Here is a 22,532-nt window from a genome sequence, read left to right as displayed (position 1 = left end):
TTAATTTTTAAATAGTTCTTTTATTTTATCAATAACATATGATTGCTGAATAGATTCTAACTCTGGGAAAATAGGTAAACTAATAACCTGACTACATACTTTTTCAGTAATAGGAAGAGATCCTTCTGTATACCCTAACTCTCTATATGCAGGTTGAAGATGTATTGGTATTGGATAATAAATTATTGTATTTACTCCAAGCCTATGAAGTTCATTTTTAAATAGATCTCTATTTGTATTATCAAAAACATTTTCTGAGGTAGATTTTATATTTTTGACAAAAGAATTGTCCATTATTCTTATTACAAATTGATTCCAAGAATGGAAAGAATTATTGCTCAAATTATTAGATGGTAATTCAATTGATTCTATAGATGATAATTGACTTATATAATTAATTGCTATTGCTTTTCTTCGCTCAATCCATTTATTTAAGCGAGTTAATTTAACATTTAATATTGCAGCTTGTAATGAATCGAGTCTACTATTATATCCAATGCTTGTATGAAAATATCTCTTTGGCATTCCATGAACAGCCAATTCCCTGATTGTTTTTGCCAGCTCCAAATTATTAGTAGTTATTGCTCCTCCATCTCCTGCTGCACCTAAGTTTTTAGTAGGGAAAAAACTAAAACAACCCACATCGCCATAACTTCCTACGGGTTTACCTCGCCAATTTGCACCAGCCGCTTGTGCACAATCTTCTACAACCTTTAGATTATTCACTTCAGCAATTGCCATTATTTTATCCATATCTATTGGCTGACCAAACAAATGCACAGGCAAAATAGCTTTTGTTCTAGGAGTTATTACTTTCTCAATTAGATCAAGATCCATAAGATAATTTTCTGGATCAATATCTACAAAAACAGGTCTAGCTCCCACACTGGTAATTGCTTCTGCGGTGGCGAAAAAACTAAATGATGATGTGATTACTTCATCACCCTCTCCAATATTTAGTGACCTTAAGGCAAGAATTAATGCATCAGTTCCACTGTTACAACTAACTGAGTAAGAAGTTTCTATGGCTAATGCAAAAGCTTTTTCAAATGAAGCTACTTCCTCCCCTCCAATATATTTTCCGCTTCTAAAAACTTTAATTAAAACTTTTTCAATCTCGTCTCCAATTTCGGAAATTTGTTCATCAAGACTAAAAGGAGGTATTTGCATATTATTTAGATTAACTTCAAATGATAAAAATTAAAAAGACAATCATAAATTCATCCAAACCATTCAGGTTCCATACCAGGATGCCATTTAATATTGCAGCCGATGGAGGGTTTTTGATCAGTTGAAATATCTTCTCCCTTTAATAATGAGCTAAGCACTAGACGAATATCATCACCAGAAACAGGTATTTCATTTCCAGGTCGACTTCCATCCATTTGTCCCCTATACCTCAATTTTGATACTCCATCTTTAGAAGGCCAAAAAATATAAAAATCTGGAGTGCATGCAGCCTTTAGAGCTTTTGCCAATATCTGATCAGAATCAAACAAATAAGGAAATTTCCATCCAAGATTATTCGCTTGATAAGCTAATAATTCAGGAGAATCTTGAGGATGAGTTATCAAGCTATTACTAGAAACAGCTAAAAATTGAACATTATCTCCAAAAGAATTAAACAAATTTGTAATTCCACTTTCAACGTGTTTAACAAACGGACAATGAGCGCAAATCACCATCAAAAACAATGGTTTTTTAGTTAGATCAAAACTTCTAATATGGCTAGCACATCTAAATGGATCCTCAGGTGAAAATTTTAAACCTGAAACCATCTCCAATTCAAAATCAGGTAATTGCGTCCCAAGTGGAAGCATTGTTGAAGCAGTCCGAACCATGATTTTTAGTGTTTTGCTGGTAAATGGATTAAAGAACTTTTAACTATATATTCATTTAACTATGAGTCTTACCCCTAAATAAGGGAGAATAAGGAATACTAACCAAAAGAGTCCGACAAGATGCTTCTCGATCTTAGTGGCAAAAAAATCCTGGTAACTGGGATAGCAAACAACAGATCAATTGCGTGGGGAATCGCTCAACAATTAAACGCAGCTGGAGCAGAGCTAGGAATCACATACTTACCAGATGAGAAAGGTCGATTCGAAGCAAAAGTCAAAGAACTAACTTCTCCGTTAAATCCAAGCTTATTTTTACCCCTGAATGTTCAAAACTCTTCTCAAATAGAAGAAGTTTTTGAAGCAATTAAGAATCAATGGGGACAGATTGATGGATTAGTCCACTGTTTAGCCTTTGCAGGAAAAGAAGAATTAGTAGGCAATTACAGTGCGACTTCTCCGGAGGGATTCTCTAGAGCACTTGAAATAAGCGCATATTCTCTTGCTCCATTGTGTAAATACGCAAAACCTCTTTTCAGTAAAGGGGCGGGAGTAGTTACTTTGACTTACTTAGGAGCAGAAAGAGCAATTCCTAATTACAACGTAATGGGTGTCGCGAAAGCAGCTTTAGAGGCTTCAGTTAGATATCTTTCAGAGGAGCTTGGTCCTGAAAATCAGGTTCGAGTTAATGCAATTAGCGCTGGACCAATAAGAACTCTCGCAAGTTCTGCTATTGGAGGGATTTTAGACATGATTCATAACGTCGAAGAAAAAGCTCCTCTTAGAAGAACCGTTACCCAAATCGAAGTAGGAAACACAGCTGCTTTCTTGCTTAGTGATCTTTCAAGTGGTATATCAGGTCAAACTGTTTATGTTGATGCTGGGTATTGCATAAATGGAATGTAATTTTATTTCAATTTAATTAATAGAATAGATATGAACAGAACAAGATCAGGAGAAATCAGCCGAGTAACTAAGGAAACGGACGTTTTTGTCCAAATAGATATTGATGGATCTGGAAAGTGCGATGTAAGTACTGGTATTGGTTTTCTAGACCATATGATCCAACAATTATCTAGCCATGGATTATTCGATATAAAAGTAAGCGCAAATGGAGATACTCATGTAGACGATCATCACACTAATGAAGATATTGGAATCGCAATAGGACAAGCCTTATCAAAGGCACTTGGAGATCGATCTGGAATAAAGCGTTTTGGTCATTTCCTTGCTCCTCTTGATGAAGCTCTTATTCAAGTAGTAGTCGATTGCTCAGGGCGACCCCATTTAAGTTTTGATTTAGATATCCCTTCTCAAAAAGTAGGTACCTATGATACGGAGCTGGTTAAAGAATTTTTTGCTGCTGTGTCAAGCAATAGTGGCTTAACCCTCCACATAAGGCAAATATCAGGAACAAACACACACCATATAGTTGAGGCATCTTTTAAATCTTTTGCAAGAGCCTTAAGGATGGCTACTGAAATTGATCCTAGAAGATCAGGTCAAATACCAAGCAGCAAAGGAGTTCTTGAACAAGCTGGTAGTTGAAATGAATCTAGTTGAATCCACCAATTTTCTAATAAGCTCGCAAAAGTTCTAACTTTTAGCGAAAATCAAACTCCAATCTTATGTAAGTAGTGGCAGTTAGCTATTTAAAAAAAGACTCATCTCAAAATGAAGCAATCTTCTCACAAGAGGATTGGTCAAGTGCATATTGCAATGTTGAGAAAGAACTAAATAACGCTGAATTGAAGCTTGTAAAAGGATCTATCCCAAAGCAAATCTCAGGAACTTTCTATAGAAACGGTCCAGGTCGATTAGAGAGAGGTGGAAGATGGGTCCATCATCCATTTGATGGAGATGGAATGATAGCAGCCTTCAAGTTTGACAATGGAAAAATAAAAATCACAAATCGTTTTGTTCGAACAAAAGAATGGAAGGAAGAGGAAAAATCACAGAAATTTCTTTACAGAGGAGTTTTTGGTACTCAGAAAGAAGGTGGTTTATTAGCTAATGCCTTTGACATTAGGTTAAAAAATATAGCTAATACCCACGTAATAAAACTTGGGAATGATCTCCTTGCCTTATGGGAAGCATCTAGCCCATATTCACTAAATCCTATCACTCTGGAAACGAACGGTATCTCTGATTTAAATGGAGTTTTAAAGAAAGGTGAAGCGTTTAGTGCGCATCCTAGATTTGACCCTGGTCATCACAAAAAAGAGAGAATGGTGACCTTTGGAGTCAATACAGGTCCTAAAAGCACAATAAGATTGATGGAATTTTCAAGCGAAGGCGAAAAAGCTGGTTCTCTTTTAAGCGATAGGAAAGATTCTTTTAATGGTTTTGCTTTTTTGCATGATTTTGCCATAACCCCAAACTGGGCAATATTTCTACAAAATGCTATTAGTTTCAATCCTCTCCCATTCCTTCTAGGACAAAAGGGAGCGGCACAATGTTTGGCATCAAAACCTGATGGGAATCCACAATTTTTATTGATTCCAAGAGATTGCGGCAAATTTGCAGGAGCCCCCCCAAAAACAGTGAATGCTCCTAAGGGGTTTGTTTTTCATCATCTCAATGCTTGGGAAGAAAATGAAAAAATCAATGTTGAAAGTATTTTTTATGATGATTTTCCTAGTATTGGGCCAGATGATAATTTTAGAAAAATTGACTTTGATCTTTTACCAGAAGGAATTTTAAAAAGATGTGAAATAAATCCCAATAAAAACACATTTAACTGTTCCACATTGAGTAAACAATGTTGTGAATTTGCAATGGTTAACCCCTATTTTGAAGGGCTAAAGTCCCGGTTCAGTTGGATGGCAACCGCTGAAAAAAAGGAAGGGAATGGACCACTACAAGCTATTAAAAAATTCGATTCCTTAAAAGAGGAAGAAATAAGTTGGAGTGCCGCTCCAAGAGGTTTTGTAAGTGAGCCTATATTTATTCCTTCCCAAGAATCAAAATCTGAAGAAGACAATGGATGGGTTGTCGTATTGGTTTGGAATAGTATTAGATCAGGAACTGATTTAATAATCCTTGATTCTAAAGATCTGACTGAAAAAGCTATTCTTGAAGTTCCTATTTCCATACCACATGGATTACACGGAAGTTGGGTTGAAAATTAAAAACTAAAACTACTTTTTTATTGAACCCAATAGTTTTTTCAATTCTGGTATGAGCAATTTGAATGCATTCCCCCTATGACCAATATGCTTCTTTTTGTCGTGATCCATTTCTGCATAAGTTTCACCTAATCCAGAAACTTCAAAAATCGGATCATAACCAAACCCATTTTTCCCTTTCGGGGAAAAAGTTATTAGACCTTCGCAAAAGCCTGAAACTTCTATCAACACTTTTTCTCCACTAGCAATACATAATGCACATTCAAATTTAGCTTTTCTATTTGAAAAAGGTTTTAACTCGGCTAATAGTTTTTCAATTCTTTCCTTGTCTGAACTTGCATACCTAGAAGAATAAATACCTGGAGCCCCTCCAAGAGCCTCAACACTTAATCCAGAGTCGTCAGAAAGAGAGAAATTACCTGTTGCTTGACTAACAGCAATGGCCTTGATTCTTGCATTTTCCATAAATGTATTTCCTGTTTCCTCAATCTCAAAACCAACAGGTTGAGTCAATAAATCAAATGGAAAACCGTCCAAAAGTTTTTTAAATTCTCCTATTTTACCCTTATTGCCACTAGCAATTACCAGAGGGAGATTATCCAAAACTATTAGCTATAAGTTGCTTTGCATAATACAAAGTTGAAGTAACTTCTGCACTGGATGGCGCTTCACAATAAATTCTTAAAAGAGGCTCTGTTCCAGAAAAACGGAACATCAGCCAATGACTTTTATCAAGTATGAGTTTTATTCCATCAGTTGAAATAACCTCTAAAACTGATTTATGGCCAATTGAAGATGGAGTTTTCTGTTTCAAAAAATCTTCCACGGACCTTCTCATCTCCATGTCTTTGAGAGTTAAATCAATACGTTCGAAATGACTCTTACCAAAACGAGCATGAAGAGAATCTATTTTCTCACCTAAACATTTACCATCAGCAACTATTGACTCCATCAAAAGCAAAGTGGTAAACAAAGCATCACGTTCTGGCAAGTGATGTCCAAACCCAACCCCCCCTGACTCCTCTCCTCCAATAAGAACTTCTCTTGAAAGCATTTCTTCAGCAATATATTTAAACCCAACTGGCTTTTCGTGCACTACTCTCCCTAAATCCTCCGCAACCAATCTCATCAAGTCCGAGCCACTTACAGTTTTTACAACGCAACCTGGCATATTTCTAACTCTTGCCAAATGATCTATCAAGACAGGCATTAATAACTGCGTATTGCAATATCTACCTTTTTCATCTATTGCCGCAATTCGATCTCCATCTCCATCAAAAACCAGGCCCATGGATAACTGTCCTGCCTCGAATTCATCCTGTACTTCTTTTATTAATTGCGATAGGTAAGCCTTCAAAGGTTCTGGAGGATTCCCACCAAAGCATGGGTCTCTTTCAGTTCTTATTTCATAAATAAGCTCTTCACTATCAACTCCAAATAATTCAGACATGCAGCCCGCCGCAGATCCATGCATTGGATCGACAAAAATTTTCACACCTAATTTCCTCAAGCCATCAGAAATCAAATGCATGTCAAATTTCTGACTAATCCCCAAAATATGTTGTTTTCGAAAATCAACTCTCTCCGTTACGCCTTCGATTGGAATTGATATCCCCCCAGCATCTAATCTTTTTTGAACAGAATCGGTAAAAGAGCTATCAACTGAGCCTCCAAAGGGACCTTTAATTTTCAAACCCAACCATTCGCATGGGTTGTGACTTGCGGTAATCACTAATGCACCAAGTGCATTTTCTTCAACTATCCCCCAGCTACAAGAGGGAGTTGGCAGCGCGGAAGAAGCCAACAAAGGGACTAAATCAACTCCTCTAACAGCAGATGCGACCGCCTCGGCCATCTCCTCTGCTAGGAAACGTCGGTCATAACCAATGATTATTTTATTATTTTTTTTCTCTTTCACATAAGCAAGCTGTTGAGCTGCTGCTGCTGCAACTTTAAGTAATCTTTCCAAGGTGAACTCAACTCCTAATATCCCCCTCCATCCATCTGTTCCGAAAGAAATTTTTTCCTTAGTGAGATTCAACTTTTTCTTTTTCATCTTTATATTGGAGAAACTTTGTTCTTAAAGAAATGCGGATTATTCTCTAAGTATGAAATGTAATAGATCCAAACCAATTAATGATCACCTTTTAAGGAGTTGGATTAGATGCAGAAGAAAAGCGTGGCTTGATATTTATGGTGATAAACAAAAAAAATTGTGGACGGCTCATAGCACACTTCAATTAAATCATCAAATCGACTGCTTTGATAATCTCTCACAAAAAAGTTATGGGATAGGAATTCAAGCTTGTGAAGAAGGGAAAAATATTGCTTATGGAGTCAGAATTAAATATCCTCTAATTAAAAATAGAATTATCAAGGCAAATTTACCGATACTAAGGAAGACCTCAGGAGAGAGTATTTGGGGGAATTTTGCATATCAACCTGTATTAGCTAGGCAAGGTAAAAAAATCACAAGAGAGCATAAATTAACACTTGCAATGACTGGTTTATTAATCAATAATTTACAAAAATTTCAAGTACAAAAAGGGTTAATATTACACAAAGAAAATGACGTTATCAAAGTCCAAAAGATAAGATTAAGCGCTAATATAAACACAGATTTAATAGATTCATTATTAAACCTAGAGAAAGATATTGAATCAAGAACTCCTCCACCCATAACTTCTAATAGAAAAAAATGCACAATATGTTCATGGAGAAAAGATTGTGATGCTGTAGCAATTAAAGAAGGAAGCTTAAGTGAAATCAGCGGTATTGGAGCAAAAAGAGAACTTTTATTAAACAAAATTGGCATAAATAATATAGAGGAACTAGCAAATATAAAGCATTATAAATTAAAGGAAAAGCTTGAGATCTTTGGGACACAACATGGTGATATTTCCAAACAAATTATTTTACAATCTCAATCTCAATCAACCAATAGGGCAATCAAACTAAATCCAGAAATAGAACTAAATAATCTAAAAAAAGCTAAAGGATTATATATTTACGACATTGAATCTGACCCAGATATTAAACATGACTTTTTACATGGATTTATTCGATTACCAAAAAATATAAAAAATGAAATAAGTTTAGAAAAAACTAAATATTCACCATTACTTAATCTTGAAAAAAATACTGAAAGTTTTCTATGGAAAAGAATAACTAAAAAATTAAGTCTTAATCGAGACTATCCCATCATCCATTATGGGGAGACAGAACCAATATCTTTGCTAAAGCTAGGATTGAGACAAGGAGCTGATCCTCATGAAATTGAAGCATTAAAAAAAAGATTTATTGATATACATTTATTAATTAGAGAATACTGGTGTCTTCCCGTAAGAAATTATGGTCTTAAATCAATAGCAGAATGGATAGGATTTGAGTGGAAACAATCAAATGTAGATGGAGCTAGAGCTCTTTTATGGTGGAGACAATGGAAAAAATCACGTAAAATAAATAAAATGTATTCTAGAAATTTAAATTCAATTTTTGAATACAATCGTGATGACTGTATAGCTACTTTAATGATCGCAAAGTGGTTAATAGATCACTAGTAAGCATGTAGCAATAAATTAAAAAGGATTAGTAAAAGAGATTGGTTTTTTAATAGTTATGGAATCACCATTTTCAGAAAAACAAAAATCCTGATCAAGAAAAGTTTTCTTAATTAAAGCCAGTCCATTAAAAAAATTATCATCAACCCTAATTGAAGAAGTAATAACTCCTACATTTTTTTTATACCCTTCATTTTTATTAGTATTAAAAAAATTTTTACCAATTTGAAAATTATCATTTTCCCCATAAGCTTCCCAATAACGAAGTTGATATTTTAGAGATTTAGACCTGAAAAACTTGGCCATTGCCTCTTGACCTAGATAACAGCCTTTATCTAGGTTTATAGTATCGGCTAATCCTAGCTCATAAGGATTATTTTCTCCATTTATCTCTTTATCAAGGCTAGGTATTCCTTGTCTTATTTTCCAAACTTCCAGTTCTTCTTTAGTAGGTTTTGTATATTTATTTATTCCATCTAGGCTTAAATTATTGTTATCAATCCAACTAACATTTGACTCCTTCCATGAATTATTATTATATATTTCTTGTCTTCTTCTAATTGGATCTACAACTTCTAACTTAACTTTATCAGCTGGAAATATCACTGATTCAAATCCATCTCTTATCGAATTGATTTCACCGCAAATTATAACTATTTCAGCCATATCATCTGAAAGTCGAATTTCTAATACAGCTTTTAAAGATCCTTTAGTTGATAGCCAACAACTCATAAATATTTTATCTAATTCTTTCTTAGCAAAAACATCTGCGGTTGTTTGACCATGTAAAAAAGCAGAAGTCCCCTGACCTTTTAGAAGTAATGCAGGGAATGTCTCATCCCAAATCATTGATTTCATTTCTGTCATTACAAGCTTTGAGCTCTCTCAACAATCTCTCTTAAAAAGAAAAGACTATTTAAATCTAAGTCAGCTTTAGACATTGCATCTAATCCTCCCTCTTCTCTATCTACTATTGCTAATACTTGATTAACTAAATACCCTTGATTTCTAAGTTTTTCAACAGCCTTTAGAGAAGAGCCACCAGTAGTGACAACATCCTCCAGGACAGTAATCACAGAGCCCTTTGGAGGCAAAGGTCCTTCCAACCATGCTCCAGTTCCATGACCTTTAGCTTCTTTCCTTACTATTAAACCGCTTAAATTAATACCTGATTGAGCTGCCAACATTACAACGCCACTAACTAGAGGGTCAGCACCCAAAGTCAGTCCAGCTACAGCACTATCACTTTCGTTTAATTGTTTTAGGAATAGTGAACTTATCGACAAGAGTCCTGGACCTGAGAGAGAGACTGGCTTGCAATTGACGTAATGAGAACTTTTTTTCCCGGAAGCCAAAGAAAAATCGCCAAACCTATAAGCTTGTTGAGCTAATAAAGTTAAAAGATTTTCTTTTATTCCATCTGACGAAGGATTCAATGGGGTCATATCTTTATATGCAAGTTTAATTATTAAACATCTTGGTGGGATTAGATATATATTTACTTTAGGCAAACTATTTAACTATTATCAAAAAAAGTTTTAGTTCTGCTTTTTTGGGGGTGTAGCAATCTGGTGAATGCAGCGAACTCATAATTCGCCTTAGGCGAGTTCGATCCTCGCCACCCCCATAGAAAAATTATTAATGAGTTTATTACTTCTTTTTATATTGCTTGTAGTACCAGCATTTTTTAATGCAGGTCAATTTGCTATTTTACGACTTCGTTCAACTAAAGTTCAAAGGTTGGTAGAAGAGGGACTACCTGGCTCCAATTCAATAATTCGTCTACAGAAAAGGTTAAGAAGAACTCTTTTAATAGCAGAGTTAGGAATAACTATTTCTTTAATTTCAATTGGTTGGATCTGCAAAAATCTCGCAAGTCAATGGTGGGGAAATAATGCTTCAATTAACTATTTTTTAGATCTAGGACTTTTTATTACTGTTGTACTTTTAGCAACTCTAATATCTGGTCTTCTTCCAAAAGCACTTGTTCTTAATCAACCAGAGACTTCAGCTTTAAGATTATCACCCCTTATTGAAGCAGCAATAAAATGGATGTCACCATTCCTTTCTTTGCTAGAAGGACTTGCTTTATTAATTCTTAGGTTATTTGGACTCAATTCTCAATCAGAAAGTCTTACGACAGCTGCATTCTCTGCAGGAGAATTAGAAAAATTAATTGAAACAGGTGGAGTAACAGGATTAAAACCTGATGAAAGAAACATACTTGAAGGTGTTTTTGCTTTAAGAGATACACAAGTTAGAGAAGTAATGGTTCCCAGATCAGGGATGGTTACTCTGCCAAGAGATGTTTCCTTCACTCAAATGATGGAAGAAGTGCATAAAACTCGTCATGCAAGATACCTAGTAATTGATGATTCACTGGATAATGTTCTTGGAGTTTTGGATTTAAGGCAACTTGCTGATCCAATAGCCAAAGGGGAAATGCAAGCCAATACATCTCTAGAGCCTTATATAGATCCAGTTGTTCGTGTTTTAGAAACTTCTACTTTGGCCGAATTACTACCCCTCATAAAAAATGGAAACCCATTACTTTTAGTTGTTGATGAATATGGAGGAACTGAAGGATTAATAACATCAGCAGACTTAACAGGAGAGATTGTTGGTGATGAAATTCAATTTGACAATAAAGAAGCTGAACTTAGACCTATTGATGACTTAAAAAAAATATGGATTACTTCTGGGGAAATAGAAGTAATAGAACTAAATAGAGAGCTTAAACTAGAATTACCAGAAGCAGATGATCATTACACTCTTGCTGGATTTGTTTTAGAAAAACTCCAAGAAATTCCCAATTCAGGAGAAACATTCATTCATAATGAAATTGTATTTGAAATTACCTCTATGAAAGGTCCAAGAATTAACAAAGTAAAAATAACCCTTCCTAAATAATTGATAAAAAAGACTATTAATTAATAAAAAAGTAAACATGAATACTATCTCCAAGATCAACAAAAATATTATTCCTGTAAAAGTTGGGGTAATAGGGATTGGAAATATGGGGTGGCACCATGCCAGAGTTCTCAGTCTTCTCAAAGATGCTGAGCTAGTAGGTGTTGCAGATTTAGATGAAGAACGAGGAAAGTTGGCTATGGATCAATTCAATTGTAATTGGTATAGAAATTACAAGGATTTATTACTTCAAGTAGAAGCTGTATGTGTTGCTGTACCCACGTTATATCACCATGAAGTAGGTCTAGAATGCTTAAACTCAGGTAAACATGTTTTAATTGAAAAGCCAATAGCAGCAAATAAAGAAGAAGCATCATCGTTGATTAATGCCTCCAATAATGCAAAAAAATTATTACAAGTTGGCCATATAGAAAGATTTAATCCAGCTTTTAGGGAATTAACAAAAGTAGTTGCGAATGAAGAGGTTGTAGTTCTTGAAGCAAGAAGGCACAGCCCACATCCTGAGAGAGCTAATGATGTTTCAGTCGTATTGGACTTAATGATTCACGATATTGATTTAGTTATTGAACTTGCAAATTCAAAAGTGATAAGGCTTGCTGCTGTTGGTGGATGCAGTGGAGATGGACCGATGGATTACGTTAATGCAACACTAGGGTTTCAAAACGGGGTAGTTGCAAGTCTGACTGCAAGCAAAATGAGTCACAAAAAAATCAGAAGCTTAAGCGCTCATTGCAAGCAAAGTCTCATAGAAACAGATTTCCTAAATCACAATATTCACATTCATAGAAAGGCTCATGAATGGTATTCAGCTGATCATGGAGAATTACTTTATAGAAATGACGGTTTTATTGAAGAAGTAAGTACAACATCGATTGAACCATTGTATGCAGAACTGGAGCATTTCCTGCAATGCGTCAGAGGCAAGGAGAAGCCTGCGGTTGGAGGGCTTCAAGCATCTAGAGCACTTCATCTGGCTGATTTAATTGAAAAGGCAGTATCAATGCCAAGTGAAGATATTTTGCTGAGCAAAGGGATTTAGATAAAACTATTACCTAACTCAAAAAAAAACAAATTCTGCCCGGGTTTTTACTTCGAGCAAAAATTTTATTTTGTTAAGAACCTCTAATCGATTGCTTAATTTTTTAAAAATCTTGAAGAAAAACTTCGCTTTTAACGAAAGCCAACTGCCGCTTGCCAAACAAAAACAAGCAGAAAGAAGAAAAGAGGTATAAGCGGAAGTACATCCACTGTTGGTGCAAAAGCCTGGTAAGCAACTGGAAGTTCAGCAAGCAAGTCAAGATTAATCAGTGCCATCCCTAAGAAATAATGGACATATTAAGCACGCACGCTACCACGTATGACGCGCTTTAGAGTCAGTCTGCCACGGAGCGAAATCCTCTGAAAAACAACCTTCAATAATTGCTTGCCTCATGGCACCTGTAAAACGGATCAAATGCGTGAGATTATGCAAACTCAAAAGTGTAAGACCAAGTAGTTCTTTGTTGCGAATTAAATGATGAATATATGCTCTTGTATATCCGGTACAAGCTTCACACGTGCAAGACGAATCTAATGGTCTGTAATCGTCTTTAAAACGTGCATTCCTTAAATTCCATGTCTCACCATTAACTAATGCGCTCCCATGCCTTCCCAAGCGCGTAGGGATCACACAATCAAACAGATCTATTCCATTTGCTACTGCTATGGCCATTTCTCTTAAAGTTCCAATTCCCATTAAGTATCTAGGTCGATCTTGAGGTAGTAGAGGACAGGTTTCTCTTACAATTTTGTGAATTTGATGTATGGGTTCACCTACACTTACACCTCCAATAGCAATCCCAGGTAAATCGAATCCTGAGACAATTTTTGCACTAAATTTCCTCAAATGAGGGAAACACCCACCTTGAACTATTCCAAAAACTGCTTGATCATCTTTTTTGTGAACATTAAGACATCTCTCTAGCCAATGATGTGTCCTATTACAAGCATCCTCAACGTCTGATTCACTCGCTGGATAAGAGGGGCATTGATCAAAAGCCATTGCTATATCAGAACCTAAAGCCATTTGAATTTGAATAGCTTTTTCAGGAGTCAAGAAAATATGTTTACCATCTCTTGGACTTTGAAAAGAAACTCCTGCATCATCAATTTTATTTAATTTTGCCAAACTAAATACTTGAAAACCACCTGAGTCAGTGAGTATAGGCTTATTCCAGCTCATAAATTTATGTAGTCCCCCTGCCTCTTGAACAATCTTTTCTCCAGGTTGCAGATGAAGATGAAAAGTATTTGCAAGAATCATTTCTGCTCCTGTTTTCTCAAGCTGCTTAGATGTAATACCTTTAACTGTTCCTAGAGTCCCAACTGGCATAAATCGAGGAGTATTTACTATTCCATTTGGCGTTTTAAAAGAACAGACTCGAGCTAATGTCGAATTGCATCTCTTTTTTATTTGAAAATCAAAGAAGAGCTTTTTCAATTATTCCTAATTTTTCTAAAGTCTCAAAATAGTTATATAACTATTTTGAGACTTTAGAAACAGTTGAGGTTGTAATTCTGATTTTCAAAAACTGGCTAAGTGACCTTGCAGGTGCCTGGGTTTTTTACACAATTTTGCCTCAATGGCCAATAATCAAACCTAGATTCAACAGAATTGCTCGGTTTGCTCCTTTAATAGGGATTTTAATTGGGTTTTTACAATCATTTTTTTGGCTTTTACTTAATTACTTTAATTGGCCAAATATTTCTATCGCCTTAATATCTATTGCAATTAACATTGTTATAACTGGTGGACTTCATATTGACGGTTTAATTGATACTGCAGATGGGATTGGTGCTGGTCCATTAAAGCGAATTGAGGCGATGAAAGATAGCAGAGTTGGTGCAATAGGTTTGCAAAGTTTAGCAATCATTTTGATGCTTCAAATAGCAGCAATAATCAAACTTGGTTTTTATGCACCCTTCGCCTTCCCTTTAGCTGCCTTTTGGGGAAGACTCTCACAAATTTTTGCAATTGAAAATTATGATTACATTTTCAAGAAAGAATCCATTTCCTTTCATCATCAAAGCTGGAAAGGGATAAATAAAGAAATAAGACCTTCATTGATAATAATTTTTTCAAGCATAATAGTTTTTCTATTTTCAACTAATCTCAATATATCTTCTAATATATTATTATTAACTTATTGCATATTGTCGGGATTAATAACTTCTATATTAATCCCACACTTTATAAATAAATCTTTAGAAGGACATAATGGAGATACTTATGGAGCAGGTCTAGTAATAACAGAAACAACTAACTTAGTATTATTAAGTATCATTTTGGTTCCAAAGTAAAAACAAAAGCATTCCCTGATTCAGGCAAAGAATTTTTAAATTGGCTCGGATTCACAAATAACTTTAAATCTCCACCTAGTTGTCTAGCTAAATCTCTAGCGAGAGCCAGACCTATTCCACTCCCAGACATTTTTGAACCACTTTCGCCTCTAAACCCTTTCTCAAAAATCATTTCTCTTTCTTCCTGCTTGATAGGGATGCCTTCATCCCAAATACATATGCCCTCTTCAATTACTTCTATACCAATAGAAGATTGAGGAGGACTATACCTAAATGCATTTTCCAAAAGATTTGCAACTATTTCAGCAATAACACCTTCTGAAATTGATCTTGATTCCATCCATTTTGGCCATTTTGAAGGACCGAACCATTTTCTTCCTTGCAAATTAGCTCGAGCTTTAGCTCTCTCAATTAATGGTTCTATTAAACTTTTCACACTGATAGAAGTCTCAGTAGGCAACAGCGGAGGCAAGAGCAATCTGTTTGATCCATCATCAGCTTGCGGTAATTTCACTTGACTAAGTTGATCAAGTGCATAGAGATATTTATTGACTTGTGCTTGTTCAGTCATAAGTCCTTTTACAAGATTCTTATGTTCACTTTCAGGTCCTATTTTTTTCAAAAGAAGTTTTGCGTAAGTACCAAGAGCAGCCAATGGATTTCTTAGTTGATGAACCATTAGAGATATTTGCTCCTTTTGATCATCTAATTGTTCTAACAACCTTTTTCTATCAAGTTCAGAAGCAAGAGAGTTAGCCAGTAAAATTGAAATCGATTGCAGACGTTGGTCAAGAGACTCCGACCATTCTTCTTCTTCAGAAGCAATTCTCTCTGCACGAATAACTCCCAACAATATTGATCCTTCTTGCAATGGATACCATCTTCTATTCGAAGATGGCGTGCGAAGAGCAGTATCAGTTTCTACAGGCTGTAATACTTTCTCTGACTTAGGCCACTGACCAACGACCTCCAAGCTTGGAGATCCACTGTCTCCAGATCTCGCCACGTAAACAACAACATGCTCCAGTTCTTGATTAGCTTGAAAGCTCATCAACTGCTGTTGAACAAAATTTAAAAACCGTTCTGAATACTGCATTGAACTCATTAAGCTATCTTAGACAAGGAAAACGAAGTATTCAAAAACTTGATAAATTTGAAAAAAGTATTAAGATGTTAATAAAGAATTTAGATCTTGATAGGAGGTTATCTCAAATTTAATTAAAAAGTGAGCATTTCAATGACTTTGATGCTAGGGCAGAGATTGATGGGTAACTCTGTAGCCAACTTTTTAATTATTTAAGAAAAACTTTCCACCTCAGTTTCAACCTTATTTTTTTCTTCAAAAAACTCTAGCTTCAGCCAGAGCGAATAACAAAACCTCTAAATCTCTCCCACCCAAAAAAGGTAGTTTTTTTTCATGTCTAAGAAGCGCAAAAGAATTAGCAGGCGAAGGCTCGCAGGTCAGCGTGTAATGTCACATGTTCCTATTTTTCATTTAGGAACAGGGCAACATAAGCCTGTAACTGCTGCTAGGCGTTTTATTGCCGAAGAAGGACTGTATGCGCCGGCAATATTAAATGTACGTCGCAATGAACACACGACTGATCGCTTCTTCTGGGGAGAGAAAGGTTTGTTTAGTGCTCAATATGCTGAGGAAAATCACTTTCTTTTTCCCTCTTTAAGAGTGATTGTTGAATTTCTAGGTGAGGACAAAATTTTTGCAGGCTTAGAACTTACAGCAGACGACTGGGAAGAAATCGAAGAGTATGAATACGCTTTTGTTTAATCCAGAAATTCTTGTTTAATTTTTTCTCGGCAATGTTCAATTAGATCATTAGTTATTTCATGGCCTCCATCAAAGAAATACAACTCTGACTTAACTTCATGTTTTAACAAAATATCAAAGCTTTTCTGAGAAGCAGCTTTAGGGACTACTTGATCCATATTTCCATGACAAAGAAAAATTGGTGGCATATTTTTTGAAGGTTCCCAATCCGGATGTGGATAAGAGCTAAGTGCAAAAACCCCATCAAATCTATTTCTTTTTGCAAGCTCTAAAGCCATTGCACCTCCTTGAGAAAAGCCCAAGAGCAATGTTTTATTTAAAGGGATGCGTTTAAAGCAAAGGCTATTTAAGCTCCTTTCAAGGTCTAATACTGCATTTGGAACCTGTTCCCACTCATGAGGGTACAAGGGGTACCATTGCCTACCTAATCCGCTTGGATGAATATTAGGAGCAGAGAAAGAAACAATTTCAAAACGATTTTTTAATCCTTCAGTTAATAATTTTCCAATAGGTACAAGATCATGTGCATCAGCTCCCCAACCGTGAAGTAAAACCAATCTATTTGTTGCGGATTCAGAATTTAAGCAGATTAGTTCAGTCATCTTGAATGCAATATGGCTCTTTGATGCGTAGGTTATCGAAAAGAATCGATTTCAAAGAATAAAAATGTCACCAATAGCACTGTTAAGTGTCTCAGACAAAACTGGCTTAATTCCTCTGGCTGAAGCATTAATAAATGAATTGGGTTTCAGAATTATTTCAAGTGGAGGAACTGCAAAGTTAATTGAGAGCGCAAATCTACCTGTCACTCGAGTAGCAGATTACACAGGGTTTCCAGAAATTCTTGAAGGAAGGGTGAAAACACTTAATCCCAAAATTCATGGAGGAATATTGGCGAAAAGAGATAAACAAAATCATATGGAAGATTTGAAGGCACAAAATATCAATCCAATTAATTTGGTGGTTGTTAACTTATATCCATTTGAACAAACAATTTCAAAAGAAAATGTTTCATGGGATGAGGCAATCGAGAATATTGATATTGGCGGTCCAACAATGATTCGAGCAGCGGCAAAGAACCATGAAGACGTTCTTGTAGTCACTAATCCAAGTCAATACTCAAACTTAATTGATGCATACAAATCAAAAACAGTCACCAATGAATTACGAAAAAGCTATTCTCTAAAAGCCTTTGAGCATACAGCCATTTATGACCTAACAATAAGCAAATGGATTGCAAAGCAAATTCCCTCACAAAAAGCTTATTGGTTGCAAAGCTTGCCTTTAAAGCAAGAGCTTAGGTATGGAGAAAATCCCCACCAAAAGGCCTCATGGTATGGAGAGCCTGAGAAAGGTTGGAGTGGAGCTAATCAATTGCAAGGAAAAGAATTAAGTACAAATAATCTTCTTGATCTGGAGGCTGCATTATCTACGCTCCGTGAATTTGGATATGAAAATACTATTAAAGATGCTTCATATCAAAAAGCGGCGGTAGTTATTAAACACACAAATCCTTGTGGAGTCGCAATTGGAGATTCGCCATGTTCTGCTCTAAAAAGAGCATTAGATGGAGATCGAGTTAGTGCTTTTGGTGGAATTATTGCTATCAATTGCCCCGTGGATAAAGCTGCTGCAAAAGAACTTGAAAATATATTTATCGAATGCATAGTAGCTCCCTATTTTGATAGTAATGCAAAAGAAATACTTTCAAAAAAGAAAAACCTAAGGCTATTAGAGTTAAAAGCTGAGTCTATTCAAAAAGCAGATAACAATCATATCAGAAGCATACTTGGTGGTTTATTAATTCAAGATTTAGATGAACCGGATTTTGATCAAACTGAATGGAAAAATGTTACCAAACTAATCCCAAATGAAGAGGAAATGATTGACTTATCTTTTGCTTGGAAAATCGTAAAACATATACGATCAAATGCAATAGCTGTTGCATCTAATAAGCAGAGTCTAGGAATTGGAGCTGGTCAAATGAATAGGATAGGTTCAGCAAAACTTGCATTAGAGGCAGCTGGGAGCAAATCAAAAGGTGCTGTGTTGGCTAGTGATGGTTTTTTCCCATTCGACGATACTGTAAAGATGGCAGCTGATTATGGTATTAGTTCAATTATTCAGCCAGGTGGAAGTATTAGAGATAAAGATTCTATCAGCGCATGCAATGAATTGGGAATAAAAATGGTTCTTACTGGAAAAAGACACTTTTTACATTAAAACCAACTATGAGTAATTTTTAATTTTAAATATTATTATTTAGCCTTAAAAGTTATTCTTTACTTATGTACCTTTTGGATAATAAGTTATTTTATTTGATTTCCTAAAGAGTGAAAGTCTTCCAGGACCAGCACATAAAAAATAGAATGATATTGCAGCATAAATGGCGGATAATTCAAATATGTAATTGTGATTTTCTACAACAGCGAAAGGAAATCCTTCTAAGCCAGTATCTATAAAGTGGAAATATAACGCGAATACCATAGTTGATAGCAGACCCAAGGAGGATATTCTTGCCAATACCCCAGTCGCTAAACCAATTGGACAAACTATTTGAGTAACGGCGGCCATGTATGTCCAAATTACAGGATCACCAGGAAGAAAGCTGAAATATTTACCCACAACAAATTCAGCGAATCCTCCTGGATCATTTAATTTTTCCAAACCATGATGAACCATCAACAAACTAAAACTAACTCTAAGAACTAATATTGAAAGTTCTCCAAAAATATTCACCTCCCCATCGGGACTCTGTACAACGACTTCAACCTTTTGTGAGTCAGAATCTTGAATATTAGAGCTTGTGGGTTGAGCCATCTTCAACAAATATTGAATGTATATCCTACGAGAAATTGAGTCAAAATTGTGATTTACCCTAGATTAATCTTTTTCACTTATTTTCATAAGCTTGTGGATAACATGCTCAACCACTCTATCTGGAGTAGAGGCTCCAGATGTGATTCCCACTTTAATACTGCCAATTGGAAGAAATTCCTTCTCAGTAATTAATTCACCTTCAAGTGGCATGTGAGTAATAGTATTTGTCTCTTCTCCTATTCGCTCTGGAGTATCAATATGGAAAGAGCGAATACCCCTGCTTACCGCTATTTCTTGAAGATGGGTAGTGTTTGAAGAGTTATAACCACCAATAACAACCATAAGATCAAGGGGTTCATCAACTAGAGAAAACATTGCTCCTTGTCTTTCCTCCGTGGCATCACAAATAGTATTGAAAGCTAAAAAGTGTTCATTTAAATCAGCTGGACCGTATTTTTTTAGCATCGTTTTTTCGAATAATTTACCTATCTCTTCTGTTTCACTTTTGAGCATTGTTGTCTGGTTAGCGACCCCAATTCTTTGCAAATCCTTATCAGGATCAAACCCAGCAGAAGATGCTTTAGCAAAACGCTTTAAGAATTCCTCTCTATTTCCATTACCAAGAATATATTCAGCTACATAATTGGCTTCTTCTAAGTCAAATACAACTAGATAAGTTCCTGCGAAAGAGCTAGTCGCAAGTGTTTCTTCATGTTTGTATTTACCATGAATAATGGAAGTAAATGTATGTTTTTTATGCTTTTCAACTGTATGCCAAACTTTTGAAACCCATGGACAAGTGGTGTCAATAATATGACAGCCTCTATCATGAAGCATTTTCATATCTTGAACAGTTGCACCAAAAGCAGGAAGAATTACAACATCCCCATCTTTTACGCCTGAAAAATCCTTGACTCCTTTCTCCTCAGTAATAAAAAGTACATCCATTTTCCTAAGCTGGTCATTTACTGAAGGATTATGAATAATTTCATTAGTAATCCATATCTTTTCATTCGGATAATGCTTTCTAGTCTCATAAGCCATTGCTACAGCTCTTTCTACTCCCCAACAAAAACCAAAAGCCTCTGCAATTTTGACTTTAAGTCGTCCATGAACCAATTCATTGCCGTTATCTCTAATTGATCCGATTAATCCACTTTGATAAGCCTCTGCTAGAGCCTGGGCTCGCTTGTTTGCAGAGCCAAATCCTCTCCTGTTATATCTATCTGATTTATGAAGAGTTTGCTTGAATGCTTGAGTATCCATTTCAATTAAAAGGTTATAAACAAATTGATAGGATTCCCATCACTATTAAACCACACTAAAAAAGCCCGGAATATATCCGGGCTTTTTTAAACTTAATGTAAGAGAACTAAATAAGGTAACTAGCTAGAAGCAAAGTCAGGATATGCCTCCATTCCATGCTCGCCAATGTCAAGACCCTGAGTCTCTTCTGCTTCGCTAACTCTGATGCCACCGAAGAAGCCACCAATAATTTGCCAAGCAATCCAGCATGTAACTACAGTCCAGATACCATAAGCAGCTGCACCTAATGCTTGAATGAAGAATTGGTTAATTCCTCCTCCATTAAGAAGACCAATTCCTGCAGCACCTGGGTCCATGCCATCAACGCCCCAAAGGCCTATGACAACAGTTCCCCAAACACCACAAACACCGTGAACTGAGAAAGCACCAACTGGATCATCAATACCTGCAGAATCTAAAGCAGCTACTGCAACTACAACAATTAATCCACCAACTGCTCCAGCAAGCCAAGATCCAGCAAAAGTCATATTGCCACAACCAGCAGTGATACTTACTAATCCAGCAAGTATACCGTTGATAATCATGGTTAGATCAGGTTTACCAGAAGTAATGGTAGATAGAACTGTAGCTGCGATTGCGCCACCAGCTGCTGCCAATGTTGTTGTTACGGCGACATAAGCAACATATTGATCCATTGCTAATTCGGAGCCAGGATTAAATCCATACCAACCTATCCAAAGGATTAGCGCTCCTAAAGTTGCAATAGCCATATTGTGTCCAGGCATAGCTTGAGCTTTGCCATCTACAAATTTGCCAATACGAGGTCCAAGCAGCATTGCCCCAACAAGACCTGCCCATCCTCCAACAGAATGAACGATAGATGAGCCAGCAAAGTCAATAAAGCCAAGTTCAGAAAGCCATCCACCATTCCACTGCCAACTACCAGCGATTGGGTAGATAAAAGCAGTTAAAACTATAGAGAAAACGACAAATTCACCAAATTTGACTCTCTCTGCAACTAATCCAGAAACGATAGTTGCAGCAGTACCAGCAAAAGCAGACTGAAAAAGGAAATCAACTGCTGGAACAAGACAACCTGTATCGCCAGCAGCTGCACACTCTAATGCACCTGAAGGATCAGGATCAACAAACAAGCCTTGGAAATAAAGCCATCCATCAATTACTGAACCGCCATACATTAGGGAATATCCAATTACCCAATAGGCAGTGACAGCAAGAGCAAAAACAAATAAGTTTTTGGCTAATATGTTGACCGCATTTTTTTGGCGACACATACCAGCTTCAACCATTGCGAATCCTGCGTTCATAAAAATAACGAGGATTGTGGCTATAAATAACCAAAGGTTATCTGCCAAAAATGCAGCAGCTTGAGGTCCAGTTAAATCTGAAAGTGCAACCTCAGCTCTTGCAGAGAAAGTGAAAACACCTAATCCTAAAAGTGCCAATGGGACAGACGCTAGCCATGCCCAAGATTGACTTCTTCTAAAACCTTTAATGCTTCTTAGAAGAAGCATTGGCCCGTTCAAAAGACTTGCGTCTTGAAGACGAGAAGTACTTCGCCTTGGAGGCGATTGCAAAGCAGTGGTCATAAATGATGCTTACTTCGAAAAAAAGAAATGGATAGTTAATCCAAAATTTATACACTTATGAATATGAATGCAACTGATACTGACAAGATGTAGGTGTTGATACAAAAAAAGAGTTTGGTACCGCATATATGTTCTTATTTACACATTTTTTGTGTTAATTGATTAAATTTTCAAATTAATTTAAATCCCACAATTAAAAATCAAAATAAAAAACTAGCTTAAATAGTTAAAATAGATCTACCTAAGTATTTTGT

At 36.0% G+C, this 22,532-nt stretch carries 22 protein-coding genes and 1 tRNA gene; 10 read left to right on the top strand and 13 right to left on the bottom strand.

Features of this window, described 5'->3' with window-relative positions:
- Window positions 1–1,170: a DegT/DnrJ/EryC1/StrS family aminotransferase gene (locus tag O5633_RS10145; protein ID WP_269609590.1), complete on the bottom strand. Its 1,170-nt coding sequence runs from the start codon at window positions 1,168–1,170 to the stop codon at window positions 1–3.
- Window positions 1,171–1,220: 50 nt separating this feature from the next.
- On the bottom strand, window positions 1,221–1,841 hold the full coding sequence (locus O5633_RS10140) for a thioredoxin family protein (protein ID WP_269609589.1): 621 nt from the start codon (window positions 1,839–1,841) through the stop codon (window positions 1,221–1,223).
- Window positions 1,842–1,961: 120 nt separating this feature from the next.
- Between O5633_RS10140 and fabI the strand changes: the two genes are divergently transcribed.
- From fabI to O5633_RS10125, 3 genes are all read left to right on the top strand, one after another.
- Window positions 1,962–2,744, top strand: a complete 783-nt coding sequence (gene fabI, locus O5633_RS10135) for an enoyl-ACP reductase FabI (protein ID WP_269609588.1) — start codon at window positions 1,962–1,964, stop codon at window positions 2,742–2,744.
- Between the two features lie 30 nt (window positions 2,745–2,774).
- On the top strand, window positions 2,775–3,386 hold the full coding sequence (gene hisB / locus O5633_RS10130) for an imidazoleglycerol-phosphate dehydratase HisB (protein WP_269609587.1): 612 nt from the start codon (window positions 2,775–2,777) through the stop codon (window positions 3,384–3,386).
- An 89-nt stretch (window positions 3,387–3,475) separates the two neighbouring features.
- Complete coding sequence (locus O5633_RS10125; protein WP_269609586.1) at window positions 3,476–4,969, top strand: carotenoid oxygenase family protein; 1,494 nt, start codon at window positions 3,476–3,478, stop codon at window positions 4,967–4,969.
- 9 nt (window positions 4,970–4,978) lie between these two features.
- On the opposite strand, the gene rdgB is transcribed toward O5633_RS10125, so the two are convergent.
- Together rdgB and O5633_RS10115 are read right to left on the bottom strand one after the other, a co-directional pair.
- A complete protein-coding gene (gene rdgB / locus O5633_RS10120; RefSeq protein WP_269609585.1) occupies window positions 4,979–5,569 on the bottom strand; it encodes an RdgB/HAM1 family non-canonical purine NTP pyrophosphatase in 591 nt (196 codons plus the stop codon).
- Entirely contained in the window at window positions 5,562–7,022 is a 1,461-nt protein-coding gene (locus O5633_RS10115) for a phosphoglucomutase/phosphomannomutase family protein (RefSeq protein ID WP_269609584.1), read from the bottom strand. The genes rdgB and O5633_RS10115 overlap by 8 nt, the downstream gene beginning before the upstream one ends.
- Window positions 7,023–7,074: 52 nt before the next feature.
- Here O5633_RS10115 and O5633_RS10110 point away from each other — a divergent pair, with 52 nt between their 5' ends.
- Window positions 7,075–8,526 (top strand): TM0106 family RecB-like putative nuclease, encoded by a 1,452-nt coding sequence (locus O5633_RS10110; protein ID WP_269609583.1) that lies wholly within the window; start codon window positions 7,075–7,077, stop codon window positions 8,524–8,526.
- 18 nt (window positions 8,527–8,544) lie between these two features.
- On the opposite strand, the gene O5633_RS10105 is transcribed toward O5633_RS10110, so the two are convergent.
- Together O5633_RS10105 and pyrE are read right to left on the bottom strand one after the other, a co-directional pair.
- The gene (locus O5633_RS10105) at window positions 8,545–9,384 is read right to left on the bottom strand and encodes a tRNA-modifying protein YgfZ (protein ID WP_269609582.1); all 840 of its coding nucleotides are present in this window, start codon (window positions 9,382–9,384) and stop codon (window positions 8,545–8,547) included.
- A gap of 8 nt (window positions 9,385–9,392) precedes the next feature.
- Window positions 9,393–9,971: an orotate phosphoribosyltransferase gene (pyrE, locus tag O5633_RS10100; protein ID WP_269609581.1), complete on the bottom strand. Its 579-nt coding sequence runs from the start codon at window positions 9,969–9,971 to the stop codon at window positions 9,393–9,395.
- 109 nt (window positions 9,972–10,080) lie between these two features.
- Between pyrE and O5633_RS10095 the strand changes: the two genes are divergently transcribed.
- The 3 genes from O5633_RS10095 (at window position 10,081) to O5633_RS10085 (ending at window position 12,496) form a co-directional block, all read left to right on the top strand.
- Window positions 10,081–10,153: transfer RNA gene (locus O5633_RS10095), tRNA-Ile, on the top strand.
- A gap of 14 nt (window positions 10,154–10,167) precedes the next feature.
- Window positions 10,168–11,436, top strand: a complete 1,269-nt coding sequence (locus tag O5633_RS10090) for a hemolysin family protein (protein ID WP_269609580.1) — start codon at window positions 10,168–10,170, stop codon at window positions 11,434–11,436.
- 37 nt (window positions 11,437–11,473) lie between these two features.
- Entirely contained in the window at window positions 11,474–12,496 is a 1,023-nt protein-coding gene (locus O5633_RS10085; RefSeq protein WP_269609578.1) for a Gfo/Idh/MocA family protein, read from the top strand.
- A gap of 131 nt (window positions 12,497–12,627) precedes the next feature.
- On the opposite strand, the gene O5633_RS10080 is transcribed toward O5633_RS10085, so the two are convergent.
- Complete coding sequence (locus O5633_RS10080) at window positions 12,628–12,771, bottom strand: photosystem II reaction center protein K (RefSeq protein WP_269604438.1); 144 nt, start codon at window positions 12,769–12,771, stop codon at window positions 12,628–12,630.
- A gap of 34 nt (window positions 12,772–12,805) precedes the next feature.
- Window positions 12,806–13,936, bottom strand: a complete 1,131-nt coding sequence (gene tgt / locus O5633_RS10075) for a tRNA guanosine(34) transglycosylase Tgt (protein ID WP_269609577.1) — start codon at window positions 13,934–13,936, stop codon at window positions 12,806–12,808.
- Window positions 13,937–14,010: 74 nt separating this feature from the next.
- Between tgt and O5633_RS10070 the strand changes: the two genes are divergently transcribed.
- Window positions 14,011–14,796, top strand: a complete 786-nt coding sequence (locus O5633_RS10070; RefSeq protein WP_332299684.1) for an adenosylcobinamide-GDP ribazoletransferase — start codon at window positions 14,011–14,013, stop codon at window positions 14,794–14,796.
- On the opposite strand, the gene O5633_RS10065 is transcribed toward O5633_RS10070, so the two are convergent.
- Window positions 14,777–15,901, bottom strand: coding sequence for a sensor histidine kinase (locus O5633_RS10065; RefSeq protein WP_269609575.1), 1,125 nt, complete (start codon window positions 15,899–15,901; stop codon window positions 14,777–14,779). The two genes, O5633_RS10070 and O5633_RS10065, sit on opposite strands and share 20 nt — an antisense overlap.
- Before the next feature lie 312 nt (window positions 15,902–16,213).
- On the opposite strand from O5633_RS10065, the gene O5633_RS10060 reads away from it, so the two are divergent.
- Window positions 16,214–16,582: a DUF3155 domain-containing protein gene (locus O5633_RS10060; protein ID WP_011294267.1), complete on the top strand. Its 369-nt coding sequence runs from the start codon at window positions 16,214–16,216 to the stop codon at window positions 16,580–16,582.
- On the opposite strand, the gene O5633_RS10055 is transcribed toward O5633_RS10060, so the two are convergent.
- The gene (locus O5633_RS10055) at window positions 16,579–17,184 is read right to left on the bottom strand and encodes an alpha/beta hydrolase (RefSeq protein ID WP_269609574.1); all 606 of its coding nucleotides are present in this window, start codon (window positions 17,182–17,184) and stop codon (window positions 16,579–16,581) included. The genes O5633_RS10060 and O5633_RS10055 overlap by 4 nt on opposite strands.
- A 64-nt stretch (window positions 17,185–17,248) precedes the next feature.
- Here O5633_RS10055 and purH point away from each other — a divergent pair, with 64 nt between their 5' ends.
- Window positions 17,249–18,805 (top strand): bifunctional phosphoribosylaminoimidazolecarboxamide formyltransferase/IMP cyclohydrolase, encoded by a 1,557-nt coding sequence (gene purH / locus O5633_RS10050; protein WP_269609573.1) that lies wholly within the window; start codon window positions 17,249–17,251, stop codon window positions 18,803–18,805.
- Between the two features lie 63 nt (window positions 18,806–18,868).
- Here purH and O5633_RS10045 read toward each other — a convergent pair whose 3' ends face one another.
- The 3 genes from O5633_RS10045 to O5633_RS10035 form a co-directional block, all read right to left on the bottom strand.
- On the bottom strand, window positions 18,869–19,402 hold the full coding sequence (locus O5633_RS10045) for a DoxX family protein (RefSeq protein ID WP_269609571.1): 534 nt from the start codon (window positions 19,400–19,402) through the stop codon (window positions 18,869–18,871).
- Window positions 19,403–19,465: 63 nt separating this feature from the next.
- Window positions 19,466–20,668 carry a 4-hydroxy-3-methylbut-2-enyl diphosphate reductase gene (locus tag O5633_RS10040; protein WP_269609570.1) on the bottom strand — a complete coding sequence of 401 codons (1,203 nt, stop codon included), beginning with the start codon at window positions 20,666–20,668 and terminating at the stop codon, window positions 19,466–19,468.
- A 119-nt stretch (window positions 20,669–20,787) separates the two neighbouring features.
- Entirely contained in the window at window positions 20,788–22,278 is a 1,491-nt protein-coding gene (locus tag O5633_RS10035; RefSeq protein WP_269609569.1) for an ammonium transporter, read from the bottom strand.
- Window positions 22,279–22,532 lie beyond the last annotated feature (254 nt).

Origin of the sequence: Prochlorococcus marinus str. MIT 1013 (assembly GCF_027359395.1) — a bacterium.
In the GTDB taxonomy this organism is placed as follows: Bacteria; Cyanobacteriota; Cyanobacteriia; order PCC-6307; family Cyanobiaceae; genus Prochlorococcus_B; species Prochlorococcus_B marinus_E.
The sequence above is the reverse complement of the archived record's forward strand: the minus strand, read 5'-3'. Positions and strand labels throughout refer to the sequence as shown.